23 protein-coding genes and 2 pseudogenes are annotated in these 22,520 nt (G+C 68.5%); 14 read left to right on the forward strand and 11 right to left on the reverse strand.

Annotated features, from left to right (window positions below; genetic code table 11):
- The first annotated feature begins 381 nt into the window (after nt 1–381).
- The 7 genes and pseudogenes from ACTMTU_RS35345 to ACTMTU_RS35375 all read left to right on the forward strand — a co-directional run bounded on the left by ACTMTU_RS35345 (nt 382) and on the right by ACTMTU_RS35375 (nt 5,222).
- On the forward strand, nt 382–2,724 hold the full coding sequence (locus ACTMTU_RS35345; RefSeq protein ID WP_441267521.1) for a hypothetical protein: 2,343 nt from the start codon (nt 382–384) through the stop codon (nt 2,722–2,724).
- A gap of 186 nt (nt 2,725–2,910) precedes the next feature.
- Nucleotides 2,911–3,129, forward strand: coding sequence for a hypothetical protein (locus ACTMTU_RS35350; RefSeq protein ID WP_441267522.1), 219 nt, complete (start codon nt 2,911–2,913; stop codon nt 3,127–3,129).
- 48 nt (nt 3,130–3,177) lie between these two features.
- Complete coding sequence (locus ACTMTU_RS35355) at nt 3,178–3,399, forward strand: hypothetical protein (protein ID WP_441267523.1); 222 nt, start codon at nt 3,178–3,180, stop codon at nt 3,397–3,399.
- A gap of 210 nt (nt 3,400–3,609) precedes the next feature.
- Entirely contained in the window at nt 3,610–3,906 is a 297-nt protein-coding gene (locus ACTMTU_RS35360; protein ID WP_441267524.1) for a hypothetical protein, read from the forward strand.
- A gap of 430 nt (nt 3,907–4,336) precedes the next feature.
- Nucleotides 4,337–4,489 (forward strand): annotated as a pseudogene (locus tag ACTMTU_RS35365) (restriction endonuclease); the annotation flags it as partial.
- Nucleotides 4,490–4,526: 37 nt separating this feature from the next.
- Nucleotides 4,527–4,775, forward strand: coding sequence for a hypothetical protein (locus tag ACTMTU_RS35370; RefSeq protein ID WP_441267543.1), 249 nt, complete (start codon nt 4,527–4,529; stop codon nt 4,773–4,775).
- A gap of 243 nt (nt 4,776–5,018) precedes the next feature.
- Entirely contained in the window at nt 5,019–5,222 is a 204-nt protein-coding gene (locus ACTMTU_RS35375; protein ID WP_143600196.1) for a cold-shock protein, read from the forward strand.
- An 860-nt stretch (nt 5,223–6,082) separates the two neighbouring features.
- On the opposite strand, the gene ACTMTU_RS35380 is transcribed toward ACTMTU_RS35375, so the two are convergent.
- The 3 genes from ACTMTU_RS35380 to ACTMTU_RS35390 are packed head-to-tail and all read right to left on the reverse strand — an operon-like array spanning nt 6,083 to nt 7,007.
- Nucleotides 6,083–6,271 (reverse strand): hypothetical protein, encoded by a 189-nt coding sequence (locus tag ACTMTU_RS35380; protein ID WP_441267525.1) that lies wholly within the window; start codon nt 6,269–6,271, stop codon nt 6,083–6,085.
- Nucleotides 6,272–6,327: 56 nt separating this feature from the next.
- Nucleotides 6,328–6,714: a fic family toxin-antitoxin system, toxin component gene (locus tag ACTMTU_RS35385; protein WP_441267526.1), complete on the reverse strand. Its 387-nt coding sequence runs from the start codon at nt 6,712–6,714 to the stop codon at nt 6,328–6,330.
- Nucleotides 6,711–7,007: a type II toxin -antitoxin system TacA 1-like antitoxin gene (locus tag ACTMTU_RS35390; RefSeq protein WP_441267527.1), complete on the reverse strand. Its 297-nt coding sequence runs from the start codon at nt 7,005–7,007 to the stop codon at nt 6,711–6,713. Before ACTMTU_RS35390 ends, ACTMTU_RS35385 begins: the two co-directional genes overlap by 4 nt.
- A 1,246-nt stretch (nt 7,008–8,253) precedes the next feature.
- Between ACTMTU_RS35390 and ACTMTU_RS35395 the strand changes: the two genes are divergently transcribed.
- Nucleotides 8,254–10,410, forward strand: a complete 2,157-nt coding sequence (locus ACTMTU_RS35395) for a SpoIIE family protein phosphatase (RefSeq protein WP_441267528.1) — start codon at nt 8,254–8,256, stop codon at nt 10,408–10,410.
- Between the two features lie 41 nt (nt 10,411–10,451).
- On the opposite strand, the gene ACTMTU_RS35400 is transcribed toward ACTMTU_RS35395, so the two are convergent.
- Nucleotides 10,452–11,639 carry a type III polyketide synthase gene (locus ACTMTU_RS35400; RefSeq protein ID WP_441267529.1) on the reverse strand — a complete coding sequence of 396 codons (1,188 nt, stop codon included), beginning with the start codon at nt 11,637–11,639 and terminating at the stop codon, nt 10,452–10,454.
- 626 nt (nt 11,640–12,265) lie between these two features.
- Between ACTMTU_RS35400 and ACTMTU_RS35405 the strand changes: the two genes are divergently transcribed.
- Nucleotides 12,266–12,550: an SHOCT domain-containing protein gene (locus ACTMTU_RS35405; RefSeq protein ID WP_441267530.1), complete on the forward strand. Its 285-nt coding sequence runs from the start codon at nt 12,266–12,268 to the stop codon at nt 12,548–12,550.
- Nucleotides 12,551–12,868: 318 nt separating this feature from the next.
- On the opposite strand, the gene ACTMTU_RS35410 is transcribed toward ACTMTU_RS35405, so the two are convergent.
- Entirely contained in the window at nt 12,869–13,222 is a 354-nt protein-coding gene (locus ACTMTU_RS35410; RefSeq protein WP_441267531.1) for a hypothetical protein, read from the reverse strand.
- A 214-nt stretch (nt 13,223–13,436) separates the two neighbouring features.
- Here ACTMTU_RS35410 and ACTMTU_RS35415 point away from each other — a divergent pair, with 214 nt between their 5' ends.
- On the forward strand, nt 13,437–13,886 hold the full coding sequence (locus ACTMTU_RS35415; RefSeq protein WP_441267532.1) for a hypothetical protein: 450 nt from the start codon (nt 13,437–13,439) through the stop codon (nt 13,884–13,886).
- 375 nt (nt 13,887–14,261) lie between these two features.
- Here the strand turns inward: ACTMTU_RS35415 and ACTMTU_RS35420 are convergent, their stop codons facing one another.
- The 4 genes from ACTMTU_RS35420 to ACTMTU_RS35435 all read right to left on the reverse strand — a co-directional run bounded on the left by ACTMTU_RS35420 (nt 14,262) and on the right by ACTMTU_RS35435 (nt 17,209).
- The gene (locus ACTMTU_RS35420; RefSeq protein ID WP_441267533.1) at nt 14,262–14,408 is read right to left on the reverse strand and encodes a hypothetical protein; all 147 of its coding nucleotides are present in this window, start codon (nt 14,406–14,408) and stop codon (nt 14,262–14,264) included.
- Between the two features lie 36 nt (nt 14,409–14,444).
- Entirely contained in the window at nt 14,445–14,795 is a 351-nt protein-coding gene (locus ACTMTU_RS35425; RefSeq protein ID WP_441267534.1) for a PRC-barrel domain containing protein, read from the reverse strand.
- A 75-nt stretch (nt 14,796–14,870) separates the two neighbouring features.
- A complete protein-coding gene (locus ACTMTU_RS35430; protein WP_441267535.1) occupies nt 14,871–16,400 on the reverse strand; it encodes a serine/threonine-protein kinase in 1,530 nt (509 codons plus the stop codon).
- Between the two features lie 452 nt (nt 16,401–16,852).
- On the reverse strand, nt 16,853–17,209 hold the full coding sequence (locus ACTMTU_RS35435; RefSeq protein ID WP_441267536.1) for a phage holin family protein: 357 nt from the start codon (nt 17,207–17,209) through the stop codon (nt 16,853–16,855).
- Between the two features lie 613 nt (nt 17,210–17,822).
- On the opposite strand from ACTMTU_RS35435, the gene ACTMTU_RS35440 reads away from it, so the two are divergent.
- The 4 genes and pseudogenes from ACTMTU_RS35440 to ACTMTU_RS35455 all read left to right on the forward strand — a co-directional run bounded on the left by ACTMTU_RS35440 (nt 17,823) and on the right by ACTMTU_RS35455 (nt 20,113).
- Nucleotides 17,823–18,260: an SUKH-4 family immunity protein gene (locus tag ACTMTU_RS35440; RefSeq protein WP_441267537.1), complete on the forward strand. Its 438-nt coding sequence runs from the start codon at nt 17,823–17,825 to the stop codon at nt 18,258–18,260.
- An 89-nt stretch (nt 18,261–18,349) separates the two neighbouring features.
- Nucleotides 18,350–18,694, forward strand: a complete 345-nt coding sequence (locus ACTMTU_RS35445; RefSeq protein WP_441267538.1) for a hypothetical protein — start codon at nt 18,350–18,352, stop codon at nt 18,692–18,694.
- A gap of 251 nt (nt 18,695–18,945) precedes the next feature.
- Nucleotides 18,946–19,770: pseudogene (locus ACTMTU_RS35450) on the forward strand (hypothetical protein); the annotation flags it as partial.
- Complete coding sequence (locus ACTMTU_RS35455) at nt 19,742–20,113, forward strand: hypothetical protein (protein WP_441267539.1); 372 nt, start codon at nt 19,742–19,744, stop codon at nt 20,111–20,113. The pseudogene ACTMTU_RS35450 and the gene ACTMTU_RS35455, both read left to right, overlap by 29 nt.
- Nucleotides 20,114–20,646: 533 nt before the next feature.
- On the opposite strand, the gene ACTMTU_RS35460 is transcribed toward ACTMTU_RS35455, so the two are convergent.
- Both ACTMTU_RS35460 and ACTMTU_RS35465 read right to left on the reverse strand, forming a co-directional pair.
- Entirely contained in the window at nt 20,647–20,823 is a 177-nt protein-coding gene (locus ACTMTU_RS35460; RefSeq protein WP_441267540.1) for a hypothetical protein, read from the reverse strand.
- A 205-nt stretch (nt 20,824–21,028) separates the two neighbouring features.
- Nucleotides 21,029–22,147, reverse strand: a complete 1,119-nt coding sequence (locus ACTMTU_RS35465; protein WP_441267541.1) for a hypothetical protein — start codon at nt 22,145–22,147, stop codon at nt 21,029–21,031.
- Nucleotides 22,148–22,520: the final 373 nt, after the last annotated feature.

The raw sequence follows: 22,520 nt of genomic DNA on the forward strand, positions 1-22,520 counted from the left end.
CGGCCCGCACGGCGCCGCACCGGACTTCCCGCGAAGGCATTGAGACAAAAGGTGTGGACTGCACCATTAGTGTACTCAAGGCGCATGCAGAAGCAGGGGCGTGGCGCGTGGGGGGTGGGAAGGTCAGGTCCGACCGGGCCGTTCTACTTCCGGGCCCGGCATGGGCACGGCCGGGTCCGCGAAGCGTTCCGGGAGGCTGAGGGCCGGGTGGAGGTCCGGGGGGAGGGCGGCCGTGGCGAGGAGCCAGCCGGCGCGGGCGTGCGCTCACCCGGATCGTGTGCCAGCTCGGCCGCATACTGGGGCCTCCGATCTGGAGCAGTTCCTCTTGCACGCGATGGTTGGCGGGTCTTTTGGTTGCCGCGGGACGCGGGGCGGGGCGGGTTGTCACTGACGCTGCTGGATGGCTGGGAGAACCTGCCGGAGCGTGAACGGGTTGTAGGGGTTCGTGCGGGTGACCCGATCTTTGTGGCGCCTGACTACTGGGTGGATGGGCTGCTGGACCGGTACGGGCAGTCGAGGATTTTCCGTACGTACACACCTGAGACGCGGCGGAACTATGCGACGGACATCGCCCTGCTGCTGACGTTCTTGTGGAGCCGCGGCCGCGTGTGGGCGGAGGCGACCGGCCGCGACCTGGAGGACTACGAGCACTGGCGCCGGTTTGCGGAGTCGAACCCTGAGCGGATCGGTGGGGCGAAGTGGAACCGGGAGCTGGCTGCGTTCATGAGCCTGTTCACCTGGGCGGTCGCTGAGCGGATCGTTGCGGGGAACCCGGTGGCGATGAGGCAGGTCAAGGGTCGCAACGGTGGCGTGCTGTCGGTCGCGCACGCGAGGGCGAAGGACGCCCGGCCGAGCAACGTGCAGTGGCTGACGCCGCGGACCTGGCGCCGGTGGATCGATGTCGGCCTGCGGGGGCACACGCGTGAGGGGGTTCCTCAGCCGGGCTGGGTGGGGCGGGTTGAGGATCGCAACGTCGCGTTCGTGAGGCTGATGACGTCGTCGGGGCTGCGGCGGAGTGAGGGTGGCTCGTTGCTGACGTTCGAGGTGCCGAAGCGGTATCTGGACGGGGGCCGGTATTACCGGGGGAAGATCGCAGCGGAGGTGACGCGGTCGAAGAAACCGCGCACGTTCTACGTGGCCTCGGACGCAGTCGCCGACGTGGAGACGTACGTCGATTCTTCGCGGGCGTGGGCGGTGCGCAAGGCTCAGAAGGCCGGAAGGTACGACGTCTTGCCCGAGATGAGGATCGTCACTGAGGTGACAGGCGGCCGGGACCCGGTGGTGCACTGGCGCGACCAGGACGGCGTGGCTGGCCGGTTGACTTTGAACGTACGCGACGGTGCATTCCGCGCGGCACAGTTTCGCCCTCTACATGCTCGTAGTCCTCAACCATCTGATGGATCAGAGGTACGGACTGACGCCGGAGGATCGGCGGGACTTTCGCCTGCTCTACGGGGACCCGTGGTCATGGTGCAGAACCTGCTGGGCCACGCGTCCAGGGAGACGACGGTCGAGATCTACCTGGCTCCGGTCGCCGACCTGCAGCTGCGGTCGATGCTGGCCGGCTCCGAGAGCCCGGTCGACGCTCCGCTGCCCGAGCTGGACTCGGTCTTCGCCCGGATCGCGCGGGAGTCCGAGGATAGGACATCGATGACCGTCTCCAGCTGGCCGATCGCGGTGCTGCGTGAGCGGCCGCGGACGCAAAGCGTCCCTTGGGTCGCGATCGCCCCAGTAGCCAACGCCATCCGCGTCCTTGAACGTATCGTCCCCGACGGCCACCTCCTGTTCGATCACGACTCCCCCGGCGTGCACGGCCGCAGGTCCGATACCGGCTCCCTCAAGAAGCACGTGATCTCCGCCCGGATCGAGGGGTTCATCGCCTGGGCGAACACCGAGGCCGCGAACCACCACCTCACCGGCGTCACCATCCCGCCCGACCTCCACGGCAGAATCGGCACCGCCCGCTTCCGGCGAACCCTGGCCTGGCACATCGCCCGCAGGCCGGGAGGCCTCGTTGCCCTGGCCGTCCAGTACGGGCACCTCCGCACCTCCCTCGTGTCTGCCGGATACGCCTCCCGCAGCCGGGGCGGCATCCACGAACTCCTGGACATCGAAACCGTCCGCGCGGTCGCCGACACCGTCACCGAACTCCAAGAAGACCTGGACGCCGGAGCCGGGGTCTCCGGCCCGGCCGCCCGCCGAGCCATCAAGGCCGCCACCCACGCCCCCCGCTTCGCCGGCACCACGATCACCGCGACCACCGCCCGGCGCCTACTCGCAAACGAGGACGCCATGATCTACGACAATCCCCAGGCACTCCTGCTCTGCCACTACAAGCGCGACCAAGTCCTCTGCCACCGCGACGGCGTCAAGGACACCCCCAGCCTCGACCAATGCGTTCCCGCCTGCGGCAACATCGTCCGCACCGAGGTGAACTCCGCCTCCCAATGCCTCCACCGGCGCCTCGTGCCGTGGACGCGCACGGACCACACACTCAGCGCCACTGCCACGATGCCCGGAGACAATCGCTCCCGTTCGAGTACACGGACAGCGGCATTCGCCGCTCCCGACAGACCTGGGACATCGCGATACCGCACCCAGGGCCTACTCCAGCCGCGTTCTCGCAGCCGAAGTGAAGCTGGTGTTCTACGAGGCACGGCCCCTTCGGATGCAAGTCATGGACGGCATCCTCCCACAGCCCAAGATCGCCCGGACAGAACCTAATCCCTCGACGGAACGAATGGACTGCGCCGACTGCTTGGCCGGGCCAGGCCGCGACAACACCCGCGTCTCGTTCGTGAAGACTGGCGGCGGTCTCAGCGGGACCTGGCACCGTCCCGACTGCCCCGCCCTCAGGATCATGCAGATCACTTCGAGGAGAGCAGTAAGCGGGTCAAGGAGCAGGACACGTTGGCCAAGGGTGTCTTCTCTGCCGCGCATGAGCGGCTCAAGCAGGCCGCCGCGACGCTCCCCGCCGATACTTCCGCCCAGCCGTTCGTCGATGCCCTGACCGAGTTGGTCCAGGCGCGGGCCGACACCACAGGCTTCGTCACGCTGCCACGTTGGGCGGAGATCCTGGAGTGGCACTTCCCGCCGGACCTCCCCGATCCCGCACACGTCAAGGAGTAACCCGGCTCCCCGACTGGGCGACACGGTGCGGCGGGTGAGCCTGGGGGCATGAGCGAAGCGCCGATCACCGTGCACCGGCCCTCCGCATCGGGCGGCTGGCGGGTGACTGCGCACCCCCATGGCCGACACCAGATCCTCGGCACCGCCTTCTCGGATCATGACCTGGTCGTGTTCCTCGAGGCCGCCGGCATCACCGACCCTGACATGGTGCTCGACGCTCCGAGGTTCGTGGAGTGGCGCGGGCGACCGCATCAGTGGACCGCTGCCTGACGCACGGAGCAGGGGGCCGGGCCTGGCCGGCCTCACCCACCCCGGCCAGGGCCCGGCGTGCCTTTCCGTCGGGGACGGATGGTGGACACGTTGCTCAGGACAACGCGCGGGTAGGCCGGCGGGTCAGGCAATCCTGGATCGTGGGTCAGGTCTGGCACCGAGATCGGATCTTCGTTCCGAGGGTCCTGGAGGGGCGATACGGTGCGCGCCATGGACATACCCGGCTGGTTCGTCTGGATCGCTCTCGGTCTGGCCGTCTTGCAGGCCCTCGGTCTCATTCCCGTCATTCGCCGACTGCGCGGATCCGACTCTGCGGTGCGTTTCAAGGCGCGCCTTGACCTGCTGGACGGTGTCGGCTCTCTGCTGCTCTTCGGCGGCCTGCTGCTGAGCCTCATGGTGTCGGAATCCTGGTTCTGGCTCGCCTTCGTGGGCTTTGCGCTCCTGGCCGCCGTCTACGCCCTGAAGGGTGTCCACTGGCTCCGCGCCCGCCACCGTCCCCCGGCCTGATCCAAGCGACCGGCTCTGGAGGGCCGTGTGGGGAGCCAATTGTGGGGCCGACCAGGGGGCCGAGTGGGGGGCCGACCTCCACAAGGGCTCTGGCGCGTCCTGGCTGGTCACCCCTGGATTTGTGGGCTGGCTGGGAGCCGACTTCCCCTCTGCGGCCGCCTGGGAGATGAGGGCGGGCGGTCTGGAGCGGCACGGGAGTTGCCCTCAACGTCCCGGGACGGGCGCATGTGCCGTAGTAGGGCCCTTCGTTCCCCTGGACGGGCTAGGCTCGATTCCGGCCCGTGCCGGTATGGAGTGCGCGGGATAGGCCCCGGTCCCCGTGACGGGGCGCAGTACGGCCGGGGCCGCCCCCGCACAGCAACGTCACCCCTGCGCCCAGTCCAGTCCGAGATTGGCCAGCTCCTGGAGGTTGTCGGCCCTCGGCTTGGCGCGGCGGCTCCCCGACGGCATCCTGCGCGACGCACTGACCGCCCATCCTCCGCGAGCCGCTGGACGCCTGGCCGCACCGATACAGGGCACCGCCCGCTGCGTCCAGAACCGCGCCCGCCTCGTACGGGCGCTCTACACCCGGCTGGACCGTCTCACAGAGCCCTCCCGGTGCCACGTAGCCCACAGGGAGAGTGGCCCAACTTCCCAGCGCCTACACGCACTCCAGTGCGATGCTGCTGCTCAAGGCCCCGGTGACGTTCAACGCCTGTGTGAAGTCCGGCTCCTTCCCCGGCACAAGCACGTCCAGGGCCAAGGCCACGAGCGTGCTCGGCACAGCACACCAATGGACCGCGAACGACCCCACGGTCCTGGCCGAGCGGGTCACCCGCGACCGCAAGCGGCTGTGGCCGCGCCTCGCGGCTTCAACGCGAAGGAGCTGACGATGCGCCCACCGGCGAGCACGGCATCGTGATCCTCACAGTGCTCCATACGTGGGCGTTCTCGTGGAGAGCGGGGAGCTGTCCGTGTAGCGTCAGGGCCAGCTGTCATGGTTCCGAAGTACCGGTCGCCCGTGAGTACGCGTTCACGGGCGATTCTGCTGTTCACAGTCTCTGAGGACCAGGGCGATCACCTCCGGTTCCCGCACAGTGCGGAACCGATTCGAGTCCCCCTTGGAGGGCAACATGGCTACCGGAACCGTGAAGTGGTTCAACGCTGAAAAGGGCTTCGGCTTCATCGAGCAGGACGGCGGCGGCCCGGACGTCTTCGCCCACTACTCGAACATCGCGAGCTCGGGATTCCGTGAGCTCCAGGAAGGCCAGAAGGTCAAGTTCGACGTCACCCAGGGCCAGAAGGGCCCACAGGCGGAGAACATCACTCCCGCCTAGCCACCACTGCGCCCGCCCAGGACACGTCCTCGGCGGGCGCTGTGTGTCGGCGCGGGACTCACCCCGATACGGTGCTCGACAGGCTCGGCACAGCCGTTTCCGCCGTCCTGCCACACCAGCATTCCTACCTGGTACTGCCAAAATCGGCGGCGCCCTGCGAGCAGCCCCGCACCGGCGAAGTCACGCCTGCGCCCAATCGAGTCCGAGGTCGGCCAGCGCCTGGAGCCTGTTGGCGCTCAGCCTCCCGCGCCTGGTCATGGTGTTGGACAGGAATACTCCAGCCCAGAGCTGCGCGGCCCTTGCAATGCGCCAGGGCGTCGATGCCCCGCTGGCGCCAGAGGACGGCCTTGGCAGACGTCTCCTGCTCGGGTGGCAGTAGCGCCACGCCGATTGCCTCAAAGAGCTCGCGACTGCCCGTCCAGGGCCTTCAGCGCAGCCTTCCACTTGGGGTGGCTCCAAGGCGCCAGGCGCCGCAGTGGAAAAGCAACTGTCCCACTTGCCGGTCCAGCGGTCACCCCGCCGACTGGTCGGGCGGTGCTGACGTAGCGGCAACGGACGCAGTACGTTGATGGGATGGAGGGATGGTTTGATCGGTTACTCGACCGGATCGACAAGTTCCTTGGCTTCGGTCAGCCAGGCAGCAACCCCCATCCGAGGCGTGACGACACGCGCTGCCCGCACAAGCGGGTGAAGAGGATGCGCGGCATGGACTCAAGAAGACACATGTACCAATGCCGTGACTGCGGAAGAATCGTCGACGACCGGCCCTAGGACCAAGCGGCCGCGACCCGCGGGGCGAGATGACCACACGGGCTCGCTGCGGCGTGACCGACAGCAGTCCGACCAATCGCCAACCAGCGCTACGCCCACTCCACTCCCAGCGCGACGAGCGCCGCCCGCTGATTGTCGCTCAGTTTGTCGCGGCGGCTCTTGATGTTGCAGATCCAGACGCCGAGTTTGACCTGGTGTTCCTGGCCGTTGATGCGCCAGGCGCTGCGTGCCGTGCACGGCGATCGGAGCCTGCCTCTGCGGACGATGCCCGCTGCCAACCGGTCGCCTCCGGGCACCGGTCGGTCTCCGGGTGCTGCGGTCGAGATCGGTCAGATCAACCGAGGGTCCAGTCGCGGAGCTGGCGGGCGATGCGGGGGACGCCGAGTGTGCCGGCGGCGATGTCGCGCACGAGGGCGACGGCCGCTTTGGGCGGGTAGTCGAGCCGGCGGCCGTTGAGGGCGAGGTAGGCCTCGGTGGAGTGCCAGGCGAAGGCGTCGTTCGAGTGCTCGAGGCAGGGGAGTTTCGTCAGGGTCTGCAGGAGGGCGGAGGCCTTGAAGTGCACGGAGCTGTAGATGTCGCGCTCCATGGACCGGGCGTTGACCCGCGCGGTGGCCGCGAACAGCGGGCCGAGATCGTCGACCTGGGGGTCACCGGGGAGGAGCTCGGCGGCGTGCAGCAGGAAGGTGACGTCGAGCGGGTGGTGCGGGGTGGGCTCACTCACGCGGCCCGGCCCCGCTCCTGCTGCGCGAACTCGGCGAGGGCGTGCTGCTCGGCGGCCCGCTGCTCCGCCGTGGGGTCGGTGCTGCTGGGCTCGGCGGTGAAGGCGGCGGCACTGCGGGCCATCGACTCCTTGAAGCCGTCCAGGAAGTGCTGCTCGACGGCGGTGGCCCGGGCGTAGGCGGCGGAGAGGATGTATTCCTGCAGGCTCACCCCTTCCTGGGCTGCGGCGGCCGCGATCGCGGCCCGCTGCTCGGGGTCGGGGAAGCGTAGGTTCATGGCTTTGGGCTCCGGCATGGTGTCAATGGTACCAGCGGTACCACTCGGAGCCCAGATCACAGCACGGTCCGGAGGAGACCGGGAGCGGCTGCGGTACGACACGATGTGTCGCCCTGGACGGCGCCTGTCGTCGCCCTGCTCGCGACACCGCCACGATCGCTGGGGTCCGGCGTCTGCGCGGGCGGTGAGCCGGCCGCCGATCGCCGCGTCGAGCGCGTCGCCGTCGATGCGCTGCAGTACTCGGCGTACGGTCGCCTCCCTGGGCGCCCGGTAGGGCCGGTCCGGATCGCGAAGCGTGGCCCCCGCAGTGGAGAAGGAGCTGGTCAGAGGCGTCGGCGGCCCACTCGGCGATTGGCGGTCATGACCTCGCCCGGCCAGGACCGAGCAGGCCGCCCGGGCCAGGGCATACGACAGCGGGTTCGGCCCCTCATGCGGCGTGGGTCAGGCAGCGGTGCAGCAGGCCGGGCAGTGCATCGGGACGGGCCGGATCGCAACCGGCGAGTCGGCCCAGCCTGGTGGGTGGCTGGCGTCGACCGGAGGTCGAACGCCGTGTACTGCTCGCGGCGGTGTGTGGTGAGAGCCTGGAGGCGGCGGCAGGAAACGTTCGGCGAACGGGCACAGTGACCGCATCGCGAACGCATCCTGAGCCCAACTTCGTTCAGTTGCGGTCACTTGCGGTCGTTCGTTGTGATCTGTGGATTTACGGTCTGAGTCTCGGGGATGAGCGGGCCGTGCCCACCTCACGGACATCAGCTTCGTGCTGCGGCCAGGCACCGGCACCGATGCGCTGTGGCAGAACCTGACGGACGCCCGGAACGCCCTCGTCAACGCCGGACTGTTCCCCGCCTTCCCCAATCTGTACGAATCACGCAACAGCTGGCAGCACCAGCCGTACGCCACCTCCGGCTCCCAAGGTGACGTCCCGTGGGTGGTCTTCGGCCGTCCGCTCGGCGGTTCACCTGTCCAGCCGGGAGCGGATCCTCAGCGGCGAGCACTTCCAGCGGCCTCCGCCCACACCTGCTCCCGGCACCCAGTGCCTCGCGGCGGTCGCCGCACCCTGGTGGGCGAAGGGCCCCGGCAAGGTGAGCCCAGACCCGCCAGCCGGGTCGTTACCTCGCTGTCCGCGTTGACCGCGCGCTTCGCTGGTGTGGGCGAAGCGGTCCCCGGTGTTGTTCAATGAGGTGTGCGGTCAGGTATTTCGGGGCCCACCGCACGGGTCTGCGTACCGCCCTGGTGCTGCGCCGGAGATTGCTGAGAGAGTCGCATGGACTCCACGCCCTTCCCCTCGTCCTCGTCGGCGTTCGACCTGGTCAGCCGAGCCCTGGGGCGCTACATCCCGCGCGGCGGAGCGGCCGCCGGTCCCGCCGACGCGCGAGGCCACCGCACCACGCGTCACCCCGTACCCGACAACCCGGCAGTCGGCCAGCAAGAGCAGATTCTCGGCGCGGTCAACCTGAACCAGGATTTGATGATCACCCGCTGCAATCTGGACGCCCCCGTGTTCGCGGGTCTGGGCGCCGCGGCTGGGAAGCCGTTCGTCGATCTCCTGCCTCCCTGGGACGTACCGACCGTCACACGGCGGCTGCGACAGGTCGTGGAGACCGGCGAGGCGCACGTCGCCCGAATACAGCGCCTGCGCCGCAGCGACGGGTCGGAGCTGGTGGTCTCGCTGAGCATCCTGCCCGCTGCGGCGCCTGAGGAGGGCCTGACCGTCTCCGTGATCGCCATGGCCAGGAGGCTGCACCTGTACGCTGCCGAGACCGCGATCGGTACCTCGCTGGACATCGGCGAGACCGCGCAGTCGCTGGCGGAGTCCCTGTTGGCCTGGGGAGACGTGGCCGCCGTCGACCTCGACTTCGCCGTGTGGACGGGTGAGGGAGTCACCGGGCAGGGGCAGAGGCGCATCCGACTGCGGCGGGCAGCCCTGGTGCCGGACCGGGCATGGCCCGAGGGCTACGTAACACCGGGCGATGACCTCCCGAGCGACGCGAGTCGTCTCCTGGCGCAGGCGGTACTGCGGAACGATGCTCCGCAGACCATCGTCATACCCGACCGGGAGGCGGTCGAGCGGGTACTCGACAGCCCTCGAGTTGTGCGGGCTCTCGTGCCCGTCGACCGGTCGGCGGGTGTGGCGTGCATTCCACTGGTTCTGGACGGCATGCCGCCCGTCGTCCTGGGCGTGGCGGAGGTCTGGCGACGGTCGGACTGCCCCTTCCGCGACAGCGAGCTGGTCGACCTGCAAGAACTGGTGGCCAGGACCGCCCATCACGTCGACCTGGCTCGTCAGCACCAGCGGGAGCACACGCAGGTGCTGGCACTGCAGCGCCGACTCCTGCCACGGACCGGCGGCGACACCATCGAGATCGCCAGCGTCTACCGGCCCGCCACCCCCGACAGCGCGGGCGTCGGCGGCGACTGGGTGAACAGCTTTCCGCTGCCGGACGGCCGTACAGCGCTGGTGGTCGGTGACGTCGTCGGGCATGGCCTGGGAGCTGCGGCAACCATGGGCCAGCTGAGTATGGAAGCCCGCGCGCTGCTGTCCGCAGGGCTCGCGCCCGACGAGGTACTGGAGCACCTGGACGAGACCGTAACGCTGCTGGACGACGCGGAGTCCGGGCTGGCGGCCGGCTACAGCGCGCTCGGCTCCACCTGCTGCATCGCCCTCTACGACCCGGTCAGCCACCACGTGGTGCTGTCCAGCGCCGGCCACCTGCCCCCGGTCCTGGTCACTCCGGACGGGCACGCGGACCCGCTCGCGCTGCGCCCTCACCCCGGCCTGGGCGCCGAGTTCGCGCTGCGGGAACCGTTCGACGTGCACACCTTCGTCGTCCCCCCGGGCTCCCTGCTCGCTCTCTACACCGACGGCCTGGTCGAGGATCCCGCCCTGCCGATCGACGAAGGCATCGACAGGCTGGCGGACGCCGTGTCCGCGGTGCACCCCTGGGATGCCCTGCAGCAGGCCGCACGGCACGTTGTCTCCGTACTGGCTCCCGCGCGCCAGCGCGATGATGTGACCCTGCTGCTCGCGCGGATGATCGGCTACCGCAAGGGGGACACGGCGACCCTGCGGCTGCCCGCCCGGTACGACACTCCCGCTCGCGCCCGAGCGCAGGTCTTCGCGCTGCTGGGCCAATGGCGCACCAGGGACGACACCCGGGACAAGACCGTGTTGCTGGTCAGCGAGCTGGTCACGAACGCGGTCCGCTTCGCTGCCGGCCCCATCACGGTACGGCTGATCAGGACCGGAAGCGGCCTGCTGTGCGAGGTGGGCGACACCGGCAACGGCAGGCCATGCCTGAGGCGGGGCGACCTGCTCGACGACGGCGGTCGCGGCCTGGGTGTCGTGCACAGGCTCACCACCCGGTGGGGGGTGCGGTGGACGGACACCGGGAAGGTTGTGTGGGCGGAAGTCGCGAGGTGACGCGGCGAAGCTTGTCCTGGTGCGGGTAGCGCGACACCGTACTACAGCCACTGCCCTTCCAGTGCGGTGGCGGTGAGACCGGGTGCCGCCGCGTACAGTACGGCGCGATTGCCGGGCTTTTGCTGCCCGGCATCATGTGCCCGCCGCAGGATGTCGAACACGGCTGCGCCTCCGCGGTTGCCGCTGGTGTAGCTGTCCCGGCTGTAGTCCAGCAGCCCCGACGGCCACGCGTCGGGCATCGTCTGCTCCATGTACTCCAGCACCCGGGTCCCCCCGGGGTGGGCGAGCAGCACGTCGGGGTGCCAGGAGTGGGGGTCGTCCTGGTAACGGGAGTGCAGCCAGTCCCACATTGCCGCGACCGTCTCCTGTACGGCACGCGGTCCGCGCCGGTCCATCACGAAGTGGGCGCCGTCCGCCCGTGTCTCCAGGCGGTGCAGGTCCTGGGTGCCGGGCAGGGTGTGGTGCCAGGCGGCGTCCAGCCGCAGCACCGACTCCGTCCTCGGGCGGCCCGTGACCACCGCGGCGACCGCCGTGTCCGCGAACAGCAACCGGACGATCAGAGACTCAAGGGTGTCGTCCGCGGGCTGGTAGGTCGTGCTCAGCGCCTCCGCGATGACGATCAGGACCACCCGATCGGGGTCCGCGGCCACGAGATCCGCCGCGAGCGCCAGGGAGCGGGTCCCCGCGATACAGGCCCACTGCGTGGCCGGCAGCAACATCACATCGCTGCGGAGCGGAAGCTGGTTGGCCAGGGCTATGTCCAGTCCGGGCAGCGCCGGGGTGGTGGAATGACTGGTGATCAGGCAGTCGATGTCCGAGGCGTCCAGCCCGGCTGCCTGCAGGGCTCCGCGCGCCGCACGCTCCCCGTAGGACTGCACGGCCTCCCAGGCCGGCGCCGTCCGCTCCTGGACGGTCTGCGGCGCGGGAATGGCCTCGAGGGCGGCGACCACGCGGTCCACGTCCTGCTGCGTGAACCCGTCGCGTACAAGCGCCTCTTGGGTCGGCTCGATGCCGATGGTCCGCAGGCCGCTGCCGTTGCCGGGCGCGACGGTGGTCTCCAGCGGCAGCATCCACCCGCGGGTCTCGATGCCCGTACTGGCCGCGATGCCGTCGATCCGCGGCGCCCACGCTGCGTGCGGATGCCGGTCGCTGACCTCCGCCACAATCTGGCTGGTCTTCACGGCGTGCTCGCCGTGTATCACGGCAGGAGGGCAGAGGTAAGCGGCCATGATGGAGCACCTTCCAACGGGAAACGGGAAACAGGGGGGTGACGGGGAGGGAGAGGAGGGGAACGGAGAAGGACACAAATGCTGTGCGCATGCGCCAAGTTGGCACTCCGAGCCCAAGAGGACGCAGATGGGTCCCACTTCGGGAGGCCGTGTCCGTCCCCAAGCATGGAGCTAAATGGACATTTGCGCTGTGATGCAGACAACGTAGACACGAACGGAAATGCGTGACACGGCACACATCGCTGAATCGCGGGCGCCCTCGGAGCGGTTTCGTGGATCTCCCCTGACCAGCCGTCAGTCAGGGAGCGGTCTTGTCACTGTGGTTGGGCCGAGCTCTGGCGATTACCTGCGGCGGAAGCGCGCCGGGTCTCCGAGATGTGGACATCGACGTACCGCGCCAGAGTCAGCCCCCCTGCTGAGGGTTGCCCGCCCTCGAGGCGATGCGGCGGAGCAGACCGACGTCATCCGTGTGGGCCGCGCCGCCGGCGGCGGCTCTGCGTCGCAGCGGAGCACGGATGGTGGCCAACGGAAGGATCCCGCCCGAGGACCTCATGGCGGCTCTGGAGGCTGTCGAGGCGGGATCCGCCTCCTGACGGCCGACGACCGCCGACGACAAGGAACCTGTCATGCCTGGTCTACTTCGCGGGGTCGCCCGCACCGCGGTCGTCTCCGGTACCGCCACCGCCGTCTCCAACCGCGTCTCGCGCCGCCAGGCCGGCCGATGGGCACAACAGGACTACGGGCAGACCGCCGCGGCGCCGCAGCAGGTCTACAGCACTCCGGCACCCGCACCTGCTGTGTCGATGGACACGAAGATCTCGCAGCTGAAGGAGCTCGCTCAGCTCAAGGAGCAAGGGGTGCTCTCCGAGGCCGAGTTCGCGGCACAGAAGCGCCGCATCCTCGAGCTCTGATCGGGACGAGCTCCTCGACGACCCAGCACAGCCCGCACGATGTCGCCGCCCGCATGCTCGGGCTGCATCGTGCGGGCCGTGACGGAGTCAGGAGGAGTGCTGTCCGCCGATGCCTTGGAGGTCCGCCTGCTGCGCGACGGCCCGGCGGGCCGGATCCGTGAACTCCCGCTCGACCGACTCCCACAGCAATCTCGTCTTCGCGCGCATGCGCATTACAGGACCGTTCGGACGGCACCGCTCCGGCTCCGCCGGAAAACGTCCCACACCCCGTCCGGGCCAGACTCTCCACCATCGTCGTCAGGGCAGCCAGCCTAATGATCAAGCCGATGGAGACGTTCTCTCAGCGTCGAGGGTGGTCTGGGCCAGGGAGGTCGAGTAGGCGCGGGTATCCGTATCGGGGACGGCTGTGGTCAGCGCCTCGACGGCACGCAACCGGGGGTGCGACGAGGCGGCGATGCTGACGGCTTGCAGGGCGAGCAACGCTCCGATTCCCAGCAGTCCCAGGGCGAGAACCGTGGCGGTGTTCCGGTCGAGATCACGGTCGAGGGGGAGCAGGTAGTACGCCGTGGTGGTCGCGGCCACCACGACTGAAACACGCAGGAGTGACAGGAGCAGACGCAGGCGGCCTGAGCGCAGCCACCCGCCCCGGTCACGTTCCTGCCGCGTGTTCATGAGGGGCGTGGCTCTCTCTCGCCGTCCTGCAGGCGCGCTGAGCACCCCCGGTGACGGCACGGCCTCCCGCCGCTCCCCAACTCCCTGATACGGCGCTCGAGGTCCGTCACTCCAGTCCGTTCCCCCGCCGGAGAGGGGATGCCGTGTGATCGATCCGGCCGGCTCGGCTGGGGTTCCATACGGATCTCCTGAGAGAGCACTCCGGGGGTGGTTCGTGAGCGGCGGAGACCCGCCGCCAGTCCACCTAAAGCGCTCCTTCCGGGCCCCGCTACCGGAGCGGCCGGCCGCGTTCGGCCGGCCGGATGAACCCCACCCGCTGATCCGGTCCACCAAGCGGTTCCGCCGGCCGTTACCTGAGGACGGCGGTGCGGGCGGCCGCACCGGCCTCCCGGAGCTCGCGCTTGAGGATCTTGCCGGTGGCGTTGGTGGGCAGGACATCGAAGAATTCCGCCAGGCGGGGGTACCCGCAAGCCAGCGACGTCCTGCCCCCGACGCACCTACGGAAACCGGCGACCCGGACGACGACGCACTGCCGCCGTACACCAAGACCGACGAGGATGGCGTCTCGATCGTCTACCACGGGGGCGGCGAAATCGACATCAAGGCAACGGCCGAACTGGCCGCCCAACACGGCCACCACGAGGATGCGCAAGACGCCGAGTGAGGGCGACTCCCTGGCACCTGGACTACGCCGTGCGCGGCGGCCGCGACCCAGGCACCCATCACCCGCTCCCCGCCCCGGAACACCACAGCTCCCGGGCGCGGGGCCGTCCGCGCGCCGTCGCCACCCGACGCAACCGGTAGCCGGCGCCCCCGCCCCCGACCGGGTTGCTGCGCTAGACGGCCGTGCTCCGTGGGCAAGGACGGCGCAGCCCGATGGGGGTACAACTCCGGGTGAGCAGATCCGGCGCGCACACCGGGCCGCGCCGTCCAGAAAGTGCTACCAGGCTGAGACGGCTCCTCGACGACCACCCGGCCGAACCCGAACCCGGACCCGGACCCGGACCCGGAGGATTATGGGTGTCGGTGGAGTTCGCCGTCAGTGGCGTCCTCGCAGCCTGCCGAGGAGACGGCGCGCCTGGGCACGCTTCCTGGGGTCGGCGGCGGCGCGCCGCACCGACGCGATGGCCCGCCGGCCCTGTGGGCTGCGGCTGAATCGCTTGATGCGGGTCAACAGTGCGGACATGGAACCTCCTGCATTGGTACGTCGCCTGCGCGGCGTCTACCGGAAGAACGCCAGGTAGTAGTCCGCGAACTTCATGCGGTGGTGTTCGTCCGTGTTCGCCTTTTCCGGCACGAACTCCGGGGCGTTCTTGATCTGCTCCTTGGTGCGGCTGACGAAGACGGTCTCCGTCGCCCTGTCCACGGTGGTGACGATGCCGGCCGGGATCACGACATGCTTGCCGAGGATCCACGGTCCGGTGTCCACGACCAGGTGACAGCAGCCGACCTCGGCGGAGTGCTGGTCAACCTTTCCGATACCACCGTCCGTCGCTTCGACCTTGTATCCGGTCAGATCCATGTCGGCCGCGTGGATCGCGGTCTCGGAGAAGGACCAGATGTCGGTGAGCATGCCTACTTCCTTCCTGCGGGGACGACCGGGACACGGGGCCTGGTCCGTCCTTCCTTGTTGCCCGGTACGGTCGGTTCATACCGCCGACCCGCCGTACTCGTCCCGGGCCGGTCGGCCTGCCCCGCCCCTGTCGGCCGGCCCGTCGTCAGTCGGTGTGGTTCTTCCTCGGCGGCTTGGCCTTCCCGGTCGCGGCTCGGGATCGACGCGGACGACACCCCGGACGGCCTCGCCCTGCGGGCTGTCGGGCTCCTGCAGGCCGGCGGCAGTGGGATCCCCACGCTCGTCGGCCGCCGAACTCGGCTTCGTGCCGGACTCCTTGGCCGTGAGGGAAGGCATCGTCCGCGAACGGGGGACGGCGGGTGTTGCCGCCGGTGAGGAGGACGGGCCCGGATGTCCTGCCCGCTCCGACGAGGGTTCGGTCGTCCCATCCGCCCGGCCCGACGTGGATTCCGTCGTGGCCCGGCGCGGCCGGGAGGCCGCATCCTCATCCTCGGAGGGCAGACCACCGATCGAGCCGGTCAGCGTGACTCCGAGCACGGCCAGTGCCGCCCCCGTAGCAAGGAGGGCGCGGCCGGAGCGACGGGAAGCGGGGACCGTGAAAAGGGAGTCCGGGGGCGGGGGCCCCTCGCTCGGTGTCGCCGCGAGCACCGGCCCCGCGCCCCCTGTTCGCGCACCCGCGCACTCCGACCGCAGTGTGTCGTCTGCCGCGTTCCGGTCCTCACCCGCGTTCCGGACGTCTACCGATGGGCCGACGCCGTGGCAGGACGACGCCGAGTCCCCGCCCTGGATGGCGGCCAGTGCCCGATGGCAGGCGTGTGCGTCGGGCCGACCGGTCTCCTCCGGATCCGTCATGGCCTCCAACAGCTCGACGAGATCCGCCGACAGGTCCGGAGGAATGGCCGGGGGCCGGTGCAGCCTCGCGATCGCTGCCTCCAACGGGGCACCCGCGTACTCCAGCTCACCCTTCAGGGCCTCGAGGAGCACGAGCCCGAGGCTGTAGACGTCCGCGGCCGGCGCCGCTCCTTTCCCCAGCACCTGCTCCGGCGCCATATACGCCGCGGTTCCCACGAGAGTTCCGGTGGCGGTGTGGGCGGTGGCGTCGAGCAGCCGGGAAACGCCGAAGTCGGTCAGGTACGGGGTGCCCGTGCCGTCGAGAAGGATGTTCGACGGCTTGACGTCGCGGTGGACGACACCGGCCGCGTGCACATGAGCCAGCGCCGAGGCCAGCGCGGCTCCGATACGGGAGGCCGCGGCGGGAGTCAGGGGGCCCGCGGCGATGCGCCTGCGCAGCGTCGTCCCCTCGATGAGCTGCATCACCAGGTAAGGCCGTCCGTCCTCGTGACCGGAGTCGTACACGGTCACCAGGCCCGGGTGTTGCATTTGGGCCAGCAAGCGGCCCTCGCCGTCGAAGCGCTCCTCCGCCTGGGACCCGCCGCCCGGCCGGAAGACCTTCACCGCCACCGGCCGGTGCAGCCGCAGGTCCCGCGCCTCGTACACGTCAGCCGCACCACCGCGCCCCAACAGGTCGTCGAGCCGATAGCGGCCGGCGACCACGTGGGCCGTGAGCCGGAGATCCGCTGGGGCCGGCCACGGGCGGACCTTCATCTGCGCTCCCTGCGTTCCGTTGTCGCCTTCCGCCGTCCGCCCGCCCACGTACGTCCGTGCCGGGCAGGGAGCGCCGGCGTCCGATGCCTGGCCGTATGACCGCTGAACGGCGGTCGACGCCGTACCGCCCCCGGCGGCGCGCCTGCCCGTCTGCGAGCTCGGAACTACGCGTGCCCCCTGAGCCCCGGGACATCCGTGTGAAATCTGGAAAACCGTGGGGAACTCCCGGACGCCGCGGCACGCACCCGGCATCACCTGCGCCTGGCAGGGCTCGCACGTGGAGGGCGGGAGCCTGCGCTCTCTCCGCGCGTCAACTCCGCTGGATGAGCCACGATTTCGGAGCCCTCCTCCGGCTGAGCGGAAGGGAGCCCGTGAGCGGATACGGGCCCGTCCACGCCCCCGTCCCGGAGGCGGCGGGGACGGCGGCGCGTCCGCCCGTGATGACCCATCAGTCAGTGCGCCAACTCGTCGGCCACCTCCTTCACCGCGTCCAGCGAACCTGCCAGCGCCTCCCGTGACGCGGCTCGGGCCCGGCGCAATCTCCCGTACCCGTACCCGGCGAACGCCACAGCCCCGATGCCGTACGCAGCCGCCAACGCCCCCGTCACCCGCGGCGCCGGCCACACCCGCTCCAGCGCCCGCACCGCCGACTCCTGAGCCGCCAGCAGGGCCAGCACACCGAGCACCCCGCCCGCCCCCAGAGCCGCCGATCCCCGGCGCCCCTCGGACACGGCAGCCACCAACTCCGCCTTCACCTGGTCAATATCCTCACGGACCAACTCGATCACATCCTGTGACAGTGCTTGCATGCCTTCTCGGTACCCCTGACGCGGCCGGGCAGACACGCGTCAGATCGCCACGCGCACCACCGAGAGACGACAGCCTCAGTGCGGCGTCGGGGGATACGCCTGCCGGCCTTGATCTGCTCGACGGTCTCGCCGTACGCCCCTTGACGGTCTCGCCGTTCGCCCGGCGAAGGTGAACCCACTCGCCGGGATCGACCCCAACGAACGCAAGGCCCAGTCCACCATCGAGCGAGCGCTCGAGGCTGGCAGCCGGGACCCACGCCGGATCGGTGGCATGGGCTCGGGCTTCAGTGCGTCGTGTCGTCGGGCGCTACTTCGGCACTGTCGCTGATGGGGATCAGTTCGGCGTCGTCGGCTCCCCGGACGGTGATGCGACGTTGGTCGGCTGCGAGGGCTCCCCGTAGGTGGTGATGACGGCCTTCACGTCGTCGGTGAGCGCAGTGGCGGAGAGGCCATCGGTGCTGAGGTCGACGAAGGGTCAGCGTGGAAATCCTTAGCGGCGGGAGGGGGCGCTTGACAGACTTCGGCGTGTGGCAACGGCACACCAGACATCGCGGCAGCACCTCATCTCCTATGAGTCCTGCCAGCCACTCACATAGACGCAACCGGAGGTTCCGTGAAGTTTGAAATGGTAGAGATTGGCCCCGCGTCACCTGACAGTGACGCCACATTGCAGGCCCCGAAGGAATTCATCCAATACTCGGCCGCTGACAACGTCAAGAAGGTGATAGTCGACGGCATCGAGTACCTCAAATTTGGATCTTTCGGATTCGCTGGGAGTGCGCTCCTTGATGCCAACACGGGGAAGGTTTACGCCCGCTATTACGATGACAATCTCGTTTTCGTGAACAGCAGCCTGGGCAAGTTTTCCGAGTGTGTGAAGCGCCTTCTTGAAATCTATCCTTTCTATGAGGAGGGTTCAGAATTTGAAGACTGGAAGGCGGCTGGCCTGCGTGTAGAGAAGATTGCCAGGGGGGTCGATCCTGAGGCATACGTAGACGGCGAGAGTTTTTGGTTTGATTTTCGATGGGATGTTGTTATGGGGGACTCCTGAGACCGACTGGCGCGCACGAGCCCTCGTCGCCCTTCGGACGGCGGAATCCGCCCATCCAGGCCGTGAGCCAATCGGGCAGGTCGGCATGTATGAGCGTGCAGAGGCAGGTAGAAATGAATGTTGATTACGCGGACTGCGAGGTATACGTCGACTCCGACGATTACGACCTCGTGCGTCGATTGCTTGCCGTGGATGGGTTGGACGCGGAAACGCAGGACAGTATCGGCAGCATCGAGATCTCAATCGCGCATAACGACTATGAGAGCGGCGGTGAGGGCTTCCTGGGCTGGCCGATCGTTGTCGAATGCACTGCCAACCGTGCAGCCACTCCACAAAGCGTCGTTTCCGCCGTTCAGTCAATACTCAACGCTTTGAGCAAAGCTCGGATCAGAGCACTCCCATCCTGCTACTTTGAAGACGAACTTGACTGCTGATCAGGAGGAGGCCGGCCCGCAAGACGGTGACGGCAATTATCACAATTTCAGCCACGAACTGTGATCAGTGCCCTCGAAGTCCAGCGCCAGCGTTTACCCCTCCTCGAGGAAAGGCGTCCTCGAGGGGCAGCGCTTCGTTCAGCAGGTCAGTCTTCCCTGGGCATCCAGGCGCGGATCTACAAGCCGACGATCCGTGTGCCGGGTTCGACGCGGTCGTTGTCGACGAGCAACATCTGTACGGCGGCGGCGACGTCGCCGCCGGCCAGTGGAAGCCGGCGACCCGGGGTCCCTGGTCGTACTGGACGCCGGCTACGACGCACCCCGCATTGCCCACCTGCTGAACGATCTGCTCGTGCAGACCCTGGCACCGGCTGCACCCGCGGCTGACCCGGCGAGCGGCCTGGGATCGCCCACGAGGGGCCGCTTCCCATCATCGAAGGAACCGTCATCCGCCTGGTCGTGGAGAAGTTGCCCAGTGGCGGGGTGAACAAGCCGGTCTGGCTGTGGTGTTCGGGCACCGCTGCCACGAGCCAGGACGTGGACCGCTGCTGACAGTCCTTCCTCCGCCGCTTCGTCTGGAGCACACGTTCCGCCTGTTCAACCAGATGCTCGGCCGGACCAAGCCCCGGCTTCGCAGCCCGGAAGCGGCCGACCGATGGGCATGGCTGGTGATCGCTGCCTATGCCCAGCTTCGACTCGCCCGCGCACTCGCCGTTGACCTCCGGCGCCCCTGGGAGAAGCCAGCCCCGCCGAACAAACTGACGCCCGCCAGGCTCCGGCGGGGGTTCAGAAACCTGCGCGCGAAGACTGGCTCACCAGCCGGTGCACCGAAACCGTCCCAGCCCGGTCCCGGCCGACCACCGGGCTCAAAGAACCGCCACCCGGCGCCCCGTCATGACGTGGGCCGGATCCTTGCGACCGGTGAGGCATACAAGCGTCCCGCCCGCCATAAGGTCGGCACCAAACCCCGACGTGTGTCACGCCAGTTCCGAGCTGACGGCAGACCACCACTGCGCCATGACCATGCAGTCAAGCAAGATGGGCCACATGGACGCGAACGGAAGCCGGCCCCTTGAAGACCTCGTGCACTGGGACGGTGAGCTCTGCAGACTCATCAGAGATGCCCGGCACGGCGACTCAACATCGACGCCCACCTTCCGTCGCGGCCACGTGGTGGCTGCCGCAGAGATGGTCACCACGGGACTCGCCAGCCCCGGTCAGCTCGTCGACTGGGCACAAGCCGTGCACTTCGCGGACCATGTGCACATCGAGGAAGCACACCAGGACCTGCTGACTCAGTTCCTCGTTGAAATATCGACCCCCGAGTTGTTCGAACCGGTCACCCTTGAAGTCTGCCAACGATGGCTACGCGTCCTGCAGACATCGATGGCCGTCGATGCCGAAGCGGCCGAACGTTGAACAACAAGCTCAGGCAGTTGAGAATTTCAGTCCCGCATGGCACCGATTGGGGATCCTGGCCTGCAGTTCCATTAGCTTTGTCAGTGATGGTTGGCATTGAACGTCGACGAGGGATGGCACCTCGTGCAGGCTTCAAGCTGGCTGGCATCTCTTGATCAAATCGCACCCTACCTTCCGTTTGCTCGTGGCTGCTGGGTTCACGTAGCGGACGAGTGCGGAGGTCCATCGGCTCGTGTGTGCGGAGGACAGGGTGTCCAGTGAACCGCCTGGTCGACGCGTTGAACTCGGCGTCGTGGATTAGGTGTGCTTCTGCGTCAGAGGCCCTGTCTGACAAATAAGTTGACGCTATCTTTCTACGCGCGGTGACCTACACCGCCGTGGTGGCCAAGCACCACGCGCCGCGACCTCGCAGCGGAACTCGACTCACGCGACGACCCGATCAATCACGAACAGCGTAGATAGATCCTGCAGGCATGGCGTTGATCGGGACGAATTCACAGTTTGCAGGAAGTAATCGAAGGGCGCTTCGTTGTCTATTTTCTGACAAACTTGATGAAGGTGAGTGCTACCGAAGGCCGGTCCCTGTGCAGTTCCTCACCGAGCGTGGCGTCCGAGTCGTAGGTGAAGTTGGTCTCCGCCTTCGAGGCGAACATGGCCCCGTCGCCGCTCTGCCCCAGCTTCTCCAGTTCGGGGCAGGCCTGGATCGACACATCGTCGAACGTGCTTCTGTCGGTAGACTCCTGGACTTGGACTTACCCGGGGCCGAGGTCCGCCTACGAGAGCAGCAGGGGGCGCAGGGCGCCCTCTACGAGGGGCTTCGGCTCGGCCTTCTGCTTGGCTCTCGGGTCACCGGCTCCTCCGTCGCTGCCGCTGCTGCATCCTGTGATCAGCACGCCGCACAATGCAGTGTGGGGGTCAGCGGTGTGTTGTGGCCAGTGCGACCATGCGGCGCATGACGGCTGAGGGGATTGTCGGATTCTCGGCGGCGTCTGCGGCGCTGTATTCGTCGTGGAGCAAGGGGACCAAGTTCGCCGGCGGCAGGGCCGGGTGTTTCCGGGCGAGGCGGCGGACAGAGTGGTCGGCGTCGTCGGTCAGCCTGACAGCGGATTCGGGTGACAGACGCGGGTCCTCGGCCGCCCGTGTGCGCACGGAGACGTCGGGGTCGTGGCTGAACCGCTCGACGAGGGCGTCGGTCGACGCGGGGTCGTCGAGCGCGAGGAGACGCATGCGGGGCTGTGGGGCGTCGGCGTAGCGAAGCAGGCCCCTGCGGGGAAAGTTGGGATGGTTGCGGGGGCGGCCAGGGAACGAGAGGCTGCCGGGCCACCAGCTCCACACGTCCAGAAGCAGGTCTGGCGGGGCGTCGTCGCACGACTCGGTGAGGAAGAGGCGCACGACTTCGTCGTCGTCGTGGGCGAGGAGCTGCACGACGTCCTGGGGAAGACGCGGGGCGCGGGCAACGCTGCGGCGGATCCAGAGGTTGGGGTACGAGGCCAGTTGCCGCATGGCGTCCGGGTCGTCGTGAAGGGCGGCGACCCACCACAAGGCGTACGTACGGTCATCCAGGGGGATCGCCGGAACCGTGTCGGCCATCGCGGCAATCTCGGTGGGTGTTGTGGGTGGTTGCGACTCGGGGTGCGGCGGACGTCCGATCCCGACGCCGGCGTACGGTCGCTGGTGTGGGCCCTCCTCCGCCGCCATCTCCGCCAGAAGTCCGTGGATCGGCCGGTCCGCGGTGGCGGCGAGGAGCATGTCCCACTGCGCGGGCGAGAGGTTCCTCGATTCGGCGGCGGTTCCCCAGACGCGTTTCACGGGATGGACGACTGCCGCATCGAGGACACCGGGTGGAAGGTCCCTGCGGTACAGGAAATACACCCGTCCGGTGTCGAAGAGGCTGATCAACACCTCTGCCGGGGCGGCTCGGTTGAGGCCCAGACCGCACAGCCATGCCTCGGCGACATCCGGGGAGAGGCTGAATCCTTCGAAGAACGCGGCCCAGGCGCTGTCGTCGGCGTCCGGGGTCTGCTGAATCGTCACTGCGGCAGCCTAGTCAAGGCGCTGTGGGGGGTCGTGGTCGGTGTGGAACGCACTGCCGTCGTCTTTCGGTGCGGCCCGGCTTCTGGTGGGGGTCGGCCGTGCTGGTCTGTGGCGGGTCGGGTCGGGTCGGGTCGGGTTGGCGGGTCGGGTCCGGTTGGTGTGCTGGGGCTGCTGGTGTGTTGGGTTCGGCTGGTGCGGGCGACGGGGTGGTCGTCGTTCGTCTGTGGGTTGTTGGGGCACTCGGCTGGTTCTGTTGCCGTGGCGTGCTGGTGGCGTTTGCCGGCTCCGTCGTTGTCGGGCTGTGTTTGTCTGTGTTGTGGTTGGTGTTAGTGGGTGGGGGGTGGGGTGGGGGTGTGTTGGTGGGGGTGGTTGA

The sequence above is a fragment of the Streptomyces sp. OZ13 genome (assembly GCF_052068155.1).
Taxonomy (GTDB): Bacteria; Actinomycetota; Actinomycetes; order Streptomycetales; family Streptomycetaceae; genus Streptomyces.